The sequence below is a fragment of the Bacillus sp. mrc49 genome, assembly GCF_002803435.1.
On the sequence record NZ_PHNG01000473.1, the window covers coordinates 13,143 to 28,045 of the forward strand.

Here is a 14,903-nt window from a genome sequence, read left to right on the forward strand (position 1 = left end):
GCCCGTCAACATACTCTTACACTTCCATTCTTCCATCAAAAAAATGACTCCAAAGCCGTGCCGGAGTCATTCGAATTATTAGCGATATTCTTTAACGATTGCCGTAACCTCCGGCTTTCAAGCCCTTCTTCCCCTTTTCCATGCTTTGCCACAACTGAATGCCAAAATCGCTTCTACACCTTCCAACACACCCATTTAACGAAGCGGTCGGTACCACTTGGCATAACCTCTGCCGATTGGATGATGAATAGGAACCATTCCGCAGTCGCAAACAGAATGGCTGTATGACCGTCATGCCCGGAAGCATGCGGGAAGTCCTTCAACTTGGTATTCGGTTTATTTCCTTCCTCAAGGATGATTGGCAATTCGACGATAGCTGAACGCAGGGCGATCGGCTTTTCGCCCTGCGTTCCTTTCATGTAACCGCGGGGAGATCGAAGTCCAAAACCCGGAGATCTAATGCTTCAAGCCGCTCACGTATGGATGTCTTTGTTTCCCACTCGCTTCCAGAGAGCTCTTGGTTTCATGTAGGTAGCGCCGATCTGCTACCGCCTGTTTCGCTATCGTTTCAAACATTGAAAGAACTTCCTTTTCTTAAAATGGTCCGTAGTTGATCCACTCTGCCACAACTAATAATACCGCACAGACAATCAATTGGATGATGAAGAATGGAATATACCACTTCACCCATTTGTTCCATGGGATTCCCGCGATCGTAAGTGATGCAATGAGCGCACCATTCGTTGGGAATATACTTGCCGCAATTCCATCCCCGAATTGGAAAGCAAGCACGGCCGTTTGCCTTGTTACACCTACAAGGTCCGCAAGAGGTGACATTAAAGGCATGGTAAGTGCCGCTTGTCCACTTCCAGAAGGAACCAAGAAATTAATGATGAGCTGTAAAATCATCATGCCCCCCGCGGTAAACCCCGAAGGAATCAAATTCAATAAGTCAGAAGCATAGTAAAGGATTGTATCCATCAATCCTCCAGACTCAAAAATAACAAGGACTGCTTGTGCCAAACCGATAATGATGGCACCGCCAATTAGTTCCGCGGCTCCCTTCACAAAGCTATCGGCAATGCTGGATGGCGTTAGTCTACCGAGTATTCCCATGATAATTCCGAACATCAAAAACAGACCGGCAATCTCCGTAACATACCATTCATATTTCATCACCCCGAAAATTAAGATGATGAAGTTAAGTAAAAATGCACCTAGTACCAATTTATGACGAAAAGTCATTTTCACTGCTGGTTGTTGTTTGGTATCTCGATTTAAACGCCCGAACTTGCCATAACTGCCAAGCTCCGGATTCGCCTTCACCTTCATCGCATGACGGTAAACGAACATGACGGCCATAATATAGAAGATAGCGAAAACGATCAGACGATAGCCAATACCCGAAAAGGTCGGCAGCTCCGCTATGCCCTGTGCAACGCCAACTGTAAAAGGATTCATGAACCCCGCTGTATAGCCCATCGATGCACCAACCACAACGATCGCAAAACCGGTTACCGCATCAAATCCTAAAGCGATCGTTAATGGCACAAGCAACCCCACATAAACTGCCGTCTCATCAGACATCCCCATCGTCGCACCGCAAATCGCAAAAAACAGCATCAAGACCGGTATGATTAGCTTCTCGCGATTCGCCATCTTCCGGGCGAATGAGGTAATAAACGTATCGAGTGCCCCTGTTGCGCTGATAATACCGAATACCCCTCCGATGATTAAGACAAAAAATATCGTCCCTGCACCGTTGACCATACCTGTATGAATATCACTGAACAACTCCAATAACCCCACTGGATCGCTATCGATGAATCTAAATGTATCCGGATCAATCTCACTATGTCCTTTAACCTCAACCTTGTCATAATGACCAGCTGGGACAATATATGTCAAAACTGCTGCAATAACGATTAACGAGAAGATTAACACATGTGCGTTAATGCCCGTTTTCTTTTCAGTACCTTTTTTTTCCTTAGACATCTTTTGTCAAAACTCCTTATACAAAAAGTTAACACTTATATAGTCATTCTTTAAATTATTATTTTTAAATAATAATACATATTATTCTATATTAATACAATCCTAATTTATATAGTTTTTTTAGTAGGTTTTAGAAATGCTTATATATAAAGTAATATCTTCAAATAATAATATTTTTCTGAATATTATATATACAGCAATCTGGAATAAGAGATACGGAAACCAATGATAACACGTGGATGATTGCCACAGGAGCACCGCCAGGACCTGTCTCCATGTTAGACGTGGTTCTGGACCAAAAAACAGCATATATCCTTCATTTGCCAAAGCAGATGCGACAGGTAAACCAGAGCTTGTAAAATTGGCGAACTTCTTGATAATGGACTATATCGATCAAGGAAAAATGGGCAGGTGCTGGAGAAGGATTCAACCCAGCCCCCCATTCGCAAAACCCGACTTTTCACCGTGATGCATGTAGAGGTTTTCGCATTGTCCAGATGGCTTGCCTGATGCATCCCCGAACATAGGAAAAGGCTTGAGCCTATCGCCCAAGCCTTTCACGAACGCTATTTCGGAATGTACCTGAAAAAGCGTCTCTTCAATATCTTGATAAGGTGCAGCAGCTAAGTGGGGTAATCCACTTCTTCTCCGCACCTTATCCCCTGTATTTATAAGCTAATCCTTTTAAGAAATTCCTAGCGTATTTATCCCCGCACTCTTTATAATTCCTATGCCCCACTTTTCTTAAGATGGCGCTTAGTTCCCCTTTAGTTATCATGACCCCAGCTTCATCCAGAATATCAATCACGTCCTCACTGGTCAACGACAGGGCTATTTTCAATTTCTTTAGCAAAATATTATTCATGCTTTCCTTGATCCTTGGAACTGGTGCTGGACTTTCGGGCTGGTTCGGTTTTGGCTCTTGCTTCCCTCTTTTAAAAATGATCAAGCCATTTAAAAAGGACTCCAACATCATGTTATTGCAGTTTATACCATCATCATCGATATCATCTTCGTATTCATCATCGAATCCATCTTTTGGTTTTGTGAGCATCTGCATGACTTCTTCCCTTGTCACGTCAATATCCCCAAGTTTGAATATCTCTACCATATCTTTATTTTTTATATCGAGCGCATACCTTAATCGGATTAATATATCATGATTATGCATTCATAAACCTCCTGTATCGTTTTCTTTTTTCACAGTACCTTCATTATTTCACAAATGGCTGGGAATAAACACAGCTGAAAATCCGGGAACCATTACGGATTCCCGGATTTTCAGTTTCATCACGACAAACCTTTTGCGAGTTATCTCAGTTCACTGTCGCCGTTTTGTTTTCCAAAGTTATCAAGCAATGCACGCACTTCATCAGTTGATTTCGTATTCATTAACTGGTTTCTTAGTTCACCAGCTCCGCGGAATCCTTTGACGTAAATTTTGAAAAAGCGATGAAGCCCTGTGATGGAACGTGGCAGCACTTCCGCATATTGATCTTGAAGATCAAGCTGCAGCCTTAAAAGATCAAGGTATTCTTTACTGCTATGCTCTTTTGGTTCTTTTTCAAAAGCGAAAGGATTCTTAAAAATGCCTCGCCCGATCATAACGCCATCAATCCCATATTTTTCAGCAAGCTGGAGTCCGGTTTGACGATCCGGAATGTCTCCATTGATTGTTAGAAGTGTATTGGGTGCAATGCGGTCACGTAATTTTTTGATTTCCGGAATGAGTTCCCAATGTGCATCCACTTGGCTCATTTCCTTTCTTGTACGTAAATGAATGGAAAGGTTCGCAACATCCTGTTTCAAAATATGCGTTAGCCACTCCTCCCACTCATTCACATCCTCAAAGCCAAGTCGTGTTTTCACGCTGACAGGAAGTCCGCCCGCTTTTGCCGCTTGGATAAGATCTGCCGCAGTATCTGGACGCAGAATAAGGCCGCTGCCTTTCCCTCTCGAAGCCACATTCGGTACAGGACAGCCCATATTGATATCGATTCCTTTAAACCCAAGCTCCGCCATGCCAATACTCATTTGACGGAAATAATCGGGATTATCCCCCCAAATATGTGCCACCATTGGCTGTTCATCTTCTGTAAACATCAAGCGGCCACGCACACTTTTCATCCCCTCTGGATGACAATAGCTATCCGAGTTTGTAAACTCCGTGAAAAATACATCCGGTCGACCGGCTTCACTTACTACGTGACGAAAAACAACATCAGTCACATCTTCCATTGGTGCAAGTACAAAAAATGGCCGTGGTAAATCACGCCAAAAATTATCTATCATTACAAACTCAAATCCTCTCACTATGGATAAAATTTCAAACTCTCATTTAGAAAATAAGCAGTCAAATGCTACACTTCTTTTACACGTATATCATGCTTAATAATTCATTATCAAACACAAGAACATTTACAATTCGTGAAAATCGGCAATGTTTATTTTAACGAAAATCGGTCATGAATGGTAGCCTTCCTATTCAGACAAATACAATAAGGAAAAGGCAACTCCCGTATCGGGTTAGTTGCCTTCTTTTAAGATGAGTTGCGAGACACACTCCACATGGCTCGTTTGCGGGAACATGTCCACAGGCTGTATGGATTGCACCTCATAAATGGTGCTCAATTCCTGCAGGTCCTTTGCAAGTGTGGACGGGTTGCAGGAAACGTACACAATCTTTTTCGGTTTTGCCTTCAAAATTGTTTGAAGCAGCGCTTGATCGCAGCCTGTTCTTGGCGGATCGACGACGAGCATGTCCGGCTTCCAGCCCTCTTTGATCCAGCGAGGCAGGATGTTTTCAACTTTTCCTGTTTCGTAGTGCATGTTGCTTCGCTTATGTTTTTTTGCATTTTTCTTGGCGTCTTCAATCGATTCTTTGATGACATCCATTCCACGAACCTCTTTAGCCTCTTCAGAAAGCCATAGTCCGATCGTTCCGACTCCGCAATAGGCATCGACAACTTTTTCCGTACCGGTCAGTGCTGCTGCCTTTTTCACTTCATCATACATGCGGACCGTTTGGACAGGATTAAGCTGGAAGAAGGTACGGGCTGATAGTTCGTATGATAAGTCACCCAATGTTTCATTGATGACTTTACCGCCAGCAAGATGAATCGTTTTCTCACCAAATATAAGCGAGGTATTTCGGTTGTTGATGTTTTGTACGACTGATTTCACTTCAGGAAGCTGATCGCGAATTTGTTTAAGAAGCTGATCCTTTTGGGGAATTTCTTCCGCTCCCGTCACAAGGACGACCTGCACCTCGCCAGTTTCAAAGCCTACCCGTGTGATGACCGTACGGATTACGCCCTTTCTTTTTCTTTCGTTATAAATCGAGATGTTCAGGTTTTTCAGGATCTTTTTCACTGTACGTGTCACTTTATTGGTTGCCTTATGCTGTACAAGGCAGTTCGGGATGTCGATCAATGTATGGGAATTCAAACCGTATAGGCCCGCAATCAATTTTCCATCTTTTTGACCGACTTGGTACTGACTTTTATTCCGGTAATTCCAAGGGTTTTCCATGCCGATCGTTTCTTTTATATTTAATGAAGAAACCGGAAGTTTCGTATGACGCTCCATCGCTTGAATGACAATATCGCGTTTTTCAACAAGCTGCTGGTCATAGCTTAAATGCTGTAATTGACAGCCGCCGCATTCTGCGTAAACCGGGCAGGGCGCGGTGATTCGGTGCGGTGATTCTTTCCGGATGGTTTTAATTTTCGCCTCGGTGAAGTTTTGCTGTACCTTTGTGACCGAGGCTACAATTTCCTCACCTGGCAAGGCTCCTGGGACAAAGACGACTTTCTTTTTGAAATAACCGACTCCTTCTCCGTTAATGCCAAGTCGTTTAATGGTCAATGGAAGGGTTTGGTTCACTTCCAATTGTGTATCTTGAATGTTTGTCATTTCTTTTCACTCCGTTTTTCAATGCTTCTCCATAAATAGAGGGAAGCGTAGCTTAGATATGGAGCCCAGTTGACACTATAGGTCTCCATTTCTTCTTGGGTCGGCTTTTGCGGTAAGCCATATAAGATTTTCAAGGCATTTTGAATGCCGATATCAGCTTTAGGAAATAGATTCGGCCTTCCGAGTCCGAAAAGCAGAAAGTTTTCAGCCGTCCATCTGCCGATACCGCGTATTTTTATTAGTGTATCCATAACTTCTTGATCGGATAGCTTTTCCAATACATCAAGTTGGAGATGACCTTGGGTGATTTGCTCGGAAAGGCCGATGACGTATTCCGCTTTCCGCCCGCTGAACTGAATCGCTCTCAATTGTTCGATCCTTAGTTGGGCGGTCGTCGCCGGTGTAGGATAGAACCAGGCACCATCCATTTGGTAACCAAAGGTTTTTACAAACCGTTCCGTGAGCGTATGGGCAAAGGATAAATTTAATTGCTGATGTATGATGCATTTGACGAGGCAGCTGTAGTAATCGAAATCCAGAACAATCGCCGTTCCCCGATGTTCTTCGAAGATATCACTCAAATCGGATTCCCGGAAATGCCGGGATACGCCTTCCAATGGCTGATGCCAATGAAAAACCTTTTTTAACCGTTCAATTGCTTTAGACTTGTACGCCTCTGAATGACCTTTAATGATAAAGAAAGGTTCATCGATGCTTCCAATTGCCTGAACCTGTAAAACGATAGGTTCTTTTTCTATATATAGCGGAACTTTGACCGTCCTGTTCGTAAAATCAACTACTTGAAGTGGGTCTAACGATAACCGTTCGAGAACTAGATCGAAATTATAAGGCCCTTGAACCTGTAATTTTTCTGTCCACACAACTGATCCATCCTTTAGCAGTTTTCCACGTATTATAGCACGTTTCCTGAAATAATACTTGGAATTGAGGAGAATGGAAAAAAGCGGGACCTGAAATGTCGCTACAGGTACCCGCTTTTCATTATTAATACAGCATTCTGCTTGGCAATTGTTTTTCAATCATCAAATCATCCAGACTGCTGAAAGTATACCCTCGCTTTTCAAGATCCGTCAAAATTGAGTCCAGTGCGTCCGCATTATCTTTGGAAACTGTATGGAGCAATAAAATGGCACCTGGATGAATCTGCTTCAGCACTTCATCATGAGCGAATGCCGCTCCCTTCTGCTGGTCTACAATCCAGTCTTTATAGGCAAGCGACCAAAAAATGTGGTAATACCCTTCTTTCTTTGCGACCTCCATCGTTCTTTCATTGAACACCCCTCGAGGAGGACGCAAATAATTCATTTCCTTTTGCCCCGTTAACTTCTCCGTCGCTTTCTTAACCCGCTCCAGCTCGGTGCGGATCACATCGTCCGTGACGCTCGTCATATCAGGGTGGTTCCAGGAATGGTTCCCGACGATATGACCTTCATTTGCCATCCTTACGACTAGCTCAGGCGCCGTTTTCAAATAATGTCCCGTAACGAAAAAAGCCCCAGGTGCCTTATGTTTCTTCAGAACATCCAGAATCTGTGCCGTATAACCATTTTCATACCCATTATCGAAGGTCAAATATATATCCTTCTTCGTTGTATCCCCTTTATAAATCGCTTCATATCTAGGAAGCATTTCATTGAAGTTTTTTCCTGCATCGGCAGGTACCTCATTTTTCCCTTTATTGAAACCCCAATTATAGGATTCCGCAAAAGCTGGGCTCCCCAAAGAGCAGATCAAGCAAACGAGAACAGTTAACATCGCCTTTTTTTTCATTGGAATATCCCCCATGTCCTTTTTCTTAGTGTTTGGAACATGAAGATTTATATGCATGCTATCGTTGGTCGATTTTCACTCGAGGTTGGACGGAATTATTGGCGGGACGGACGGATTCTTTCCCGATTTGGTCGGATTCTTCGCGAGTAGGACGGATTCTTTCCATGTTTGGCCGAATTCTTCGCAGGACGGACGGATTCTTTTCGGTTTTTCCGATCTGGGTGCGAATCCAACATACAAATCTGAATGAACAAAAAAAGGGCCATTCCTCCAAAAAGGATTGGCCCCCCTGTTTTTTATCCTTTAAATAACGCCTGTGCCGCCTTCCAAACGATGGCAATTGCGAAAATGATAACGATTACAATTCCGACTACATCTAGGAATGTTTCAAGACCGGAGAAAATGGTGCCAGCTACAGGAAGTTGGATGAAAGCAAAACCAGTTAACACGGCAAGAAAGAATAAGAAGTAATTATTCTGCATGAAAATCCCCCCTTTCTCTACTAATGTATGTGCGTCCGTTCCAAAAGATTGTACTTTTCAGAGGCAATTATCGCCTTTTTTTTCATATACATGTACGAAGGGGGCGGATGACATGCTTGAATGGGTAATTACATTGGGCTTTGTTGGTTGTCTAGGCTTAGGCGCAGGGTTGTTTGTTCATTTCGTGAATAGTGGTTTGAATTTAGAGGATTCAACAAAGGTCGATCCATTGCCAGAAATAGAGGAATAAGGTTAAAAAAAGACGCTCAGCCGAGTTGGTGAGCGTCTTTTCCATATATTTATTTAAATACTGCTTCTTTAAATTGTGCCAGCTTCTCCAATGAAGATTGCTGAACATCTTTGTGCAGGCTGTTTCCATGTGAATCCATGGTAACAACGGCTGTGAATCCTTCGACATTCAGGTGCCACATCGCTTCTGGAATGCCAAATTCGGTGAAGTTCACACCTTCTACGGATTTGATGCAATCTGCATAATATTGGGCAGCGCCGCCGATTGCGTTGAGATAAACACCGCCGTGTTCACTTAGTGCCTCTAGGGTTTTTGGTCCCATTCCACCCTTGCCGATAACGGCACGTATGCCGAATCGTTTCATGATATCGCCTTGGTAAGGTTCTTCGCGAATACTTGTTGTCGGTCCTGCAGCCTTCACATGCCATTTACCTTCCTCATCCTTCAGCATGACCGGTCCACAATGGTAGATGATTTGACCATCAAGATCAATTGGGGCAGGGTTTTCAGATAAGTGCTTGTGGATGGCATCCCGGCCGGTATACATCCTGCCGTTAATATGAACTACATCCCCCACTTTCAATTCACGAATTTGTTCCTCCGTTATTGGTGCTTGTAAGGTGATTTCGCGTGGAGCTTCAACGTCTGATTCTACTGCTGCCGCCACTTCTTCCTTAGCCGCTTTTTCAGCTTCTAGAGCAAAGTCGATTTTTTCGCCTTCTTGATATAACCATTCATTGATTTCACCTGTTTCAGGGTTCACTTTCACTCCTAAACGGCGGAATGCCCAGCAATTGTAGGCAACGGAAACAAAAAAGCTTGCCGGAATGCGGTGCATGACACCGATTTTACAGCCTAGCAGCGTGGTTTCGCCGCCAAAGCCCATCGTTCCGATTCCCAACTCATTGGCTGTCTCCATGATGTACTCTTCAAGCTTGCGAAGATCTTCATTCGGATTCACATCTTCATTACTGCGGAAAAGTTGGGCTTTAGCCAAATCATATCCGGATGAACGGTCCCCCCCGATACCTACCCCGATGAAGCCGGCACTGCAGCCTTGTCCTTGTGCTTGGTAGACGGAGTGCAGGACGCATTTGCGGATTCCGTCCAAGTCACGGCCTGCCTTTCCCAATCCTTCAAGCTCCATAGGAAGACTGTACTGGATATTTTTATTTTCACATCCGCCACCTTTTAAAATCAGGCGGACATCGATGTAGTCTTTTTCCCACTGATCGAATTTCATGACAGGAAGACCTTCCCCAAGGTTATCCCCGCTATTTTCACCCGATAGGGAGTCAACGGCGTTAGGACGAAGCTTTCCGCCTTTCGTCGCTAAAATGATGGCATTTCGGATCGCTTTTTTTATTTCAAGTTGGTTCACGCCAACTGGAGTTTTAATTTTGAAAGTCGGCAGACCTGTATCTTGGCAAATCGGAGATACATTGTCGTCAGCCATCGTAATATTATTGGTGATGGTATCCAAGCTCAAGGCTGAACGAGTACCAGCATTTTCACGCTGCTTAGCGTTTTTGACCGCCCGACGAACATCCTTTGGAAGATTCGTTGAAGTTTCAACGATAAGGCTGTACATACTTTCTTGGAATTTTTGAATATCCAAATTTCTCTTCCCCCTCTTATTTCCCCTATATTTAAACCTTTTCCCTGCTTCTCTGTTAAAAACGAATGTTACAACACCCGTTTTATTATACATCTAACATATTCTTTCGAAAACAAGTAATTGTTTTTCTTAATGAAAAGCCATTTTGGCGGTAAATGAATCATGGAACGAAATAACAGAATGCAAAAATGGAGGATGAATCAGTGTTTTATAGCAAGGAAAAAAGGGATGGCATATGTTGCTTGCCATCCCTTCATGAATAAAAATATCGAAAACATCATATTATCGAAACAGATATCATTCTTCCTCGCGGGTTTTGAATTGTTCGACTTTCCCTTCCAAATCATCTAGCATGCCGATCAAGCGGTCTATATCTTCCAATTCCGTATTTTCCGGTTCAATATGGTCCAAAACCTCCATAAACATCGTGAGGCGTTCTTTTAAATAAGTTAATTGTTCGTTTTTACCTGTAATGGATTTTCCCATGAGGCACTCTCCTTCCATTCTCAATATCATCGTAACGAAATCTGCATGAAAGTGCAATGGCAAGCTAAAATGCAGCTCTTCGCCATTTGACAATTTTTGTCCGCATTGTTCATAATGAGTTAGTGCACTATTACGTAAGGAGTTTTAATACATGTCAATAATCAAGCAAGATCTTTTAACACCAATTACACCCAAGTATGATCCTTGGGAAGCATATATGGACGTTGAACAATATGGGAAGATCAATTTGACCAATGTGGAGTTCACCACCACCACCCTTTGCAATATGCGTTGCGAGCATTGCGCTGTCGGCTACACCCTGCAGCCAAAAGACCCGGATGCCCTTCCTTTGGAATTGCTGATTCAACGGCTTGATGAAATCCCTTTGCTTCGCTCACTCAGCATAACAGGCGGGGAACCGATGCTATCAAGGAAACAAGTCAGGAATTATGTATTGCCTCTATTGAAATATGCCCGAAGCAGGGGAGTGCGGACACAAATCAATTCCAACCTTACCCTTGATTTGGAACGGTACGAGGAAATCATTCCATATTTGGATGTGCTGCACATTTCCCATAACTGGGGAACGATTGATGAATTCATCGATATCGGCTTCGCCATGATGGATCGTAAACCATCACGGGAACAGCGTAAGAAATTATTTGATAAAATGATTGAAAATTCGCGTGCCCTCACAAAAGCTGGTGTACTGGTGTCGGCAGAAACGATGCTCAATAAACGGACTTTGCCGCATCTTGAGCATATCCATAGACAGATCGTTGATGAAATGGGCTGTCAAAGGCATGAAATACACCCGATGTATCCGAGTGATTTCGCATCGGCGCTTGAGACTTTATCCTTGGACAAAATGCGTGAAGCGATCCATCATTTGCTTGATATCCGTGATGAAAATGTCTGGATGCTCTTCGGTACATTGCCATTTTATCCTTGTAATGATAATAAAGAGGATATAGAACTGCTTCAGCGCCTTTATGGGACGCATAAAGTGACAGTCCGCAACGACCCAGATGGACGGTCACGCTTGAATATCAACATTTTTACGGGTGAAGTCATCGTGACCGACTTCGGCGATGCGCCGACCTTGGGTAATATTAAAGACCAGCCATTGACCGAATCGTATGAAACCTGGATGAATTCGAGACTGGCCAATGAATTGAACTGCCACTGCCCGGCAGTCAAATGCCTGGGTCCTAACGTTCTCGTCAAAAACGCCTATTATCCGAAGGAAGACTTCAGGACAAGAAGCTCAAACATATGAGAAAGAACTCGCCAATCAAGGCGAGTTCTTTTCATTTACCTGGGCTGCTGCGATACGGTGAAGCTGAAGGAAACATGGTCCTGTACCGGTATCCAGGCCCCGATGCCCTGTGAAGTGATGTTCTTGATCGTAATCGTTCTTTTATTGCCCTTCAAGTTCAAATATACTTCACCATAAGTGACCTTGCCTTTTTCATTTACTGCCGAGGCATAGCTCGATAAGTAACCGATCCTGTTCGAAGCCACATTGTATACTTCATCCTTTTTCGTGCCAGCTCCGATGATGGTTTCGAAGGCCAATGGCAAATTCGTCTTTTCCGTAGCCTTCAAGAGCATCATCTTCTGGACATCCTCGGCCTTCGGGATTTTAGCGGTCAAGCCTCCGCTTACTGCCTTCTGGCTTTCCTGGACATAACGAATCCTGTATGGGACTTCCCCGCCCCGATTATCATAATAATTCATATTGATTTTTTGATATTCCCAGTTCGGGGCCGTTTCCGATGACTCATAATTCAAGGCCCAATGACCAAGATAAATGGTCGCCCTGTAACCAAAAGCAAGCGGAGCCTTTGCAATTGCCGATTCATTCAACATATGGATAAGTTCTGGATTTTCAATCTTGATATCAGACGAATCGATCAATTGTTCGGCAAACTTACTCGGCTGCAGCATCGGAAGATCTTGAGTCGAGTTAGGGTATGTGTTTTCCTTGGCAATATTCAATACGGAAGGCGGGATATTCACCTTAGTCGGAGCTGCCTTATCTCCCGGTTTATCGGCCGCAAAGCTAACATTCGCCTGAATGAAAGCAATTAGCGCAATCATCGTACAAAGAATTATTCTTCTCATGCTGTCGCACTCCTTTTCAAGGGTTCAATCATTTTGTTTATAGATTTTGTTTTTAGGCAGCATATTATACATTTCAATCAAATGTCGATTTTGTAATGCATTTGTAAAGTTCAGAATATTTACTTTTCTTTTGGTATCTGTTATACTTCATTTACATTATAAAAAGGAGGCGAAATCGTTCATACCTATTACACATTCAGGGGGTATGCTTATCGAACAATCCATGACACCTTTTTAAAGGATAACAGAAAACGAAATCGCCAATACTTAAATCTGATGTAAAAGGATGGTGTAACACTCTAGAATATTTCTCAACTTTCACAAAGCATGATGAAAAATTTTGGAATAACTTATGAATGGTACTTTACTAATATAGAAATGACTCTGCTAAATCTAACCTGAGCAGAGTCATTTTTATTTATATAAAAACGACCTTCCGCGTCGGAAGGCCTTGTATTCCTATAATAAGTAAAAGCCAATGCCCATAATGAAATAGGCAGCCAATAGCGTTAGCCCCTCAAACCAGTTCGTTTCCCCATCATTCGATATCATGATCATCAAAAAGACGGCCGTAACCATTGAAATGAGCTCTGGCCATGTAAAAACAAGCGGCATATGCGTCGGATACATTAACGAAATAAGCACGAGTACAGGAGCTACGAACATCGCGACTTGAAGCGTGGAACCGACCGCAATCTCCACAGCGACATCCATTTTATTTTTATACGCCATAATAACGGCGGATGCATGCTCAGCTGCGTTACCTACGATCGCAACGATAATGACACCGATGAATAACTCCGTCCATCCGAAGGTTTCCCCCACTTCGCTGAACGTATGGACAAGTTTCTCCGATACATAAGCAACAGCCAAAGTAGCAAGGGCAAGAACGATAATGGCCTTCTTCTTGCTCCACTCCGGCACTTCATCTTCATGCTCCTCTTTTTTCTCATTATGCTGATAGACCCCGCGGTGAGTAACCAATTTAAAGAATAATGCAGCAAGGTATAATAAAATCAAAATGATCGAGATTCCGACACTTAACGACATGGTGCTTGTTTCACTCATGTTTTGTGTGAATACTTCCGGGATCACGAAGGCCACAATAACGGCGAAAATCAACAACCCCGCATTATGTCTCGCATCGAAAACGTTGAATTTCTGCCGTTTGTATTTGGTACCACCGATAAAGAAGGATAATCCCGCCACCAACAATAGGTTTCCTAAAACCGAACCCGTCAAAGAAGCCAGTACGACCCCCACAAGTCCCGCTTTCAAAGAAAAGATGGAAATGATTAATTCGACTGCATTACCAAAGGTAGCATTCAAAAGCCCGCCTATCCTCGGCCCCATGACAATCGCTAAACTCTCCGTCGCCCTTCCCATGAATCCTGCAAGCGCGATGATCGTCAAGCAATATACGATGAACATGATTACACTTGGCCAATGCAGCAAAGAACCAATGACGGATATAGGGACACCCAGTACGACAAGTCCCAAAAATATTTTATTCACGATACTTCTCCTCACAATCTTATATGTACTTTTTATATAACAAAAACAATCATACATAATCTTAAGTCATTGCCAAAGGAAAATTTTATCACAGCACTCCTTCTTGTCAATATTTACCCAAAATTTAATTGCTTAACCCTGTCCTTAGGATGTAACATCAACAAGGTACACATTTCTTAGGAGACATGAATATATGAATCATAAACTGCTTATACGTGTTTTAATCTTAATTGTCGGCATATCGGGTTTTTCTCAAGGAATGCTCTTGCCGGTCATTGCCATCATCTTTGAAGGTGACGGAATCAGCTCTTCCTTAAACGGCTTTCATGCTGCCTCGCTTTATATTGGAATTCTGTTGATTTCTCCATTTATGGAAGCGCCCCTCCGTAAGTATGGATATAAACCATTGATATTATTTGGGGGAGCCACCGTCATCCTTTCTTTGGCCCTATTTCCTGTATGGGAATCATTCTGGTTTTGGTTCCTCCTGCGCTTCTTCATCGGCATCGGCGATCATACACTTCACTTTGCCACCCAGACCTGGATCACCGCTATTTCACCAATAGCGAAGCGAGGAAGGAATCTTGCCATTTACGGCCTTTTCTTCAGCCTTGGCTTCATGGTTGGTCCGCTAATGACGAAGCTTCTTGAATTCAATCAATCATTACCTTTCATCATCACATCCATAATCAGCCTGCTCACTTGGTTAACCGTTTTCTTGATT

At 43.1% G+C, this 14,903-nt stretch carries 15 protein-coding genes; 3 read left to right on the top strand and 12 right to left on the bottom strand.

Annotated elements, in window-relative coordinates; translation table 11 throughout:
• Positions 1–173 precede the first annotated feature (173 nt).
• The 8 genes from CVN76_RS03780 to CVN76_RS03825 form a co-directional block, all read right to left on the bottom strand.
• Positions 174–419, bottom strand: coding sequence for a hypothetical protein (locus tag CVN76_RS03780; RefSeq protein ID WP_100530343.1), 246 nt, complete (start codon positions 417–419; stop codon positions 174–176).
• A 175-nt stretch (positions 420–594) separates the two neighbouring features.
• Positions 595–1,995: a YfcC family protein gene (locus CVN76_RS03785; protein WP_100530344.1), complete on the bottom strand. Its 1,401-nt coding sequence runs from the start codon at positions 1,993–1,995 to the stop codon at positions 595–597.
• 655 nt (positions 1,996–2,650) lie between these two features.
• The gene (locus tag CVN76_RS03795; protein ID WP_100530346.1) at positions 2,651–3,166 is read right to left on the bottom strand and encodes a DUF1456 family protein; all 516 of its coding nucleotides are present in this window, start codon (positions 3,164–3,166) and stop codon (positions 2,651–2,653) included.
• 140 nt (positions 3,167–3,306) lie between these two features.
• On the bottom strand, positions 3,307–4,287 hold the full coding sequence (locus CVN76_RS03800; protein WP_198512469.1) for a tRNA dihydrouridine synthase: 981 nt from the start codon (positions 4,285–4,287) through the stop codon (positions 3,307–3,309).
• 234 nt (positions 4,288–4,521) lie between these two features.
• Entirely contained in the window at positions 4,522–5,910 is a 1,389-nt protein-coding gene (gene rlmD, locus CVN76_RS03805; protein ID WP_100530348.1) for a 23S rRNA (uracil(1939)-C(5))-methyltransferase RlmD, read from the bottom strand.
• Positions 5,907–6,791 (bottom strand): DNA-3-methyladenine glycosylase family protein, encoded by an 885-nt coding sequence (locus CVN76_RS03810; RefSeq protein ID WP_100530355.1) that lies wholly within the window; start codon positions 6,789–6,791, stop codon positions 5,907–5,909. The genes rlmD and CVN76_RS03810 overlap by 4 nt, the downstream gene beginning before the upstream one ends.
• Before the next feature lie 124 nt (positions 6,792–6,915).
• Complete coding sequence (gene pdaA, locus CVN76_RS03815; RefSeq protein ID WP_100530349.1) at positions 6,916–7,701, bottom strand: delta-lactam-biosynthetic de-N-acetylase; 786 nt, start codon at positions 7,699–7,701, stop codon at positions 6,916–6,918.
• 296 nt (positions 7,702–7,997) lie between these two features.
• Entirely contained in the window at positions 7,998–8,183 is a 186-nt protein-coding gene (locus tag CVN76_RS03825; protein WP_100530351.1) for a hypothetical protein, read from the bottom strand.
• A gap of 112 nt (positions 8,184–8,295) precedes the next feature.
• Between CVN76_RS03825 and CVN76_RS31375 the strand changes: the two genes are divergently transcribed.
• Positions 8,296–8,433 (top strand): hypothetical protein, encoded by a 138-nt coding sequence (locus CVN76_RS31375; RefSeq protein WP_198512470.1) that lies wholly within the window; start codon positions 8,296–8,298, stop codon positions 8,431–8,433.
• A gap of 49 nt (positions 8,434–8,482) precedes the next feature.
• Here the strand turns inward: CVN76_RS31375 and CVN76_RS03830 are convergent, their stop codons facing one another.
• Together CVN76_RS03830 and CVN76_RS03835 are read right to left on the bottom strand one after the other, a co-directional pair.
• Positions 8,483–10,051 carry a fumarate hydratase gene (locus CVN76_RS03830; protein WP_100530352.1) on the bottom strand — a complete coding sequence of 523 codons (1,569 nt, stop codon included), beginning with the start codon at positions 10,049–10,051 and terminating at the stop codon, positions 8,483–8,485.
• A 297-nt stretch (positions 10,052–10,348) separates the two neighbouring features.
• Entirely contained in the window at positions 10,349–10,537 is a 189-nt protein-coding gene (locus tag CVN76_RS03835; RefSeq protein WP_061143624.1) for an SE1561 family protein, read from the bottom strand.
• Positions 10,538–10,694: 157 nt separating this feature from the next.
• On the opposite strand from CVN76_RS03835, the gene yfkAB reads away from it, so the two are divergent.
• Positions 10,695–11,816, top strand: a complete 1,122-nt coding sequence (gene yfkAB / locus CVN76_RS03840) for a radical SAM/CxCxxxxC motif protein YfkAB (protein WP_442857546.1) — start codon at positions 10,695–10,697, stop codon at positions 11,814–11,816.
• 35 nt (positions 11,817–11,851) lie between these two features.
• Here yfkAB and CVN76_RS03845 read toward each other — a convergent pair whose 3' ends face one another.
• A complete protein-coding gene (locus tag CVN76_RS03845) occupies positions 11,852–12,664 on the bottom strand; it encodes a YfkD famly protein (RefSeq protein WP_100530354.1) in 813 nt (270 codons plus the stop codon).
• Positions 12,665–13,123: 459 nt separating this feature from the next.
• Positions 13,124–14,179: a calcium/proton exchanger gene (gene cax / locus CVN76_RS03850; RefSeq protein WP_442857544.1), complete on the bottom strand. Its 1,056-nt coding sequence runs from the start codon at positions 14,177–14,179 to the stop codon at positions 13,124–13,126.
• Positions 14,180–14,372: 193 nt separating this feature from the next.
• Here cax and CVN76_RS03855 point away from each other — a divergent pair.
• The coding region (locus tag CVN76_RS03855) for an MFS transporter (protein WP_157805504.1) at positions 14,373–14,903 on the top strand (531 nt) is incomplete at its 3' end.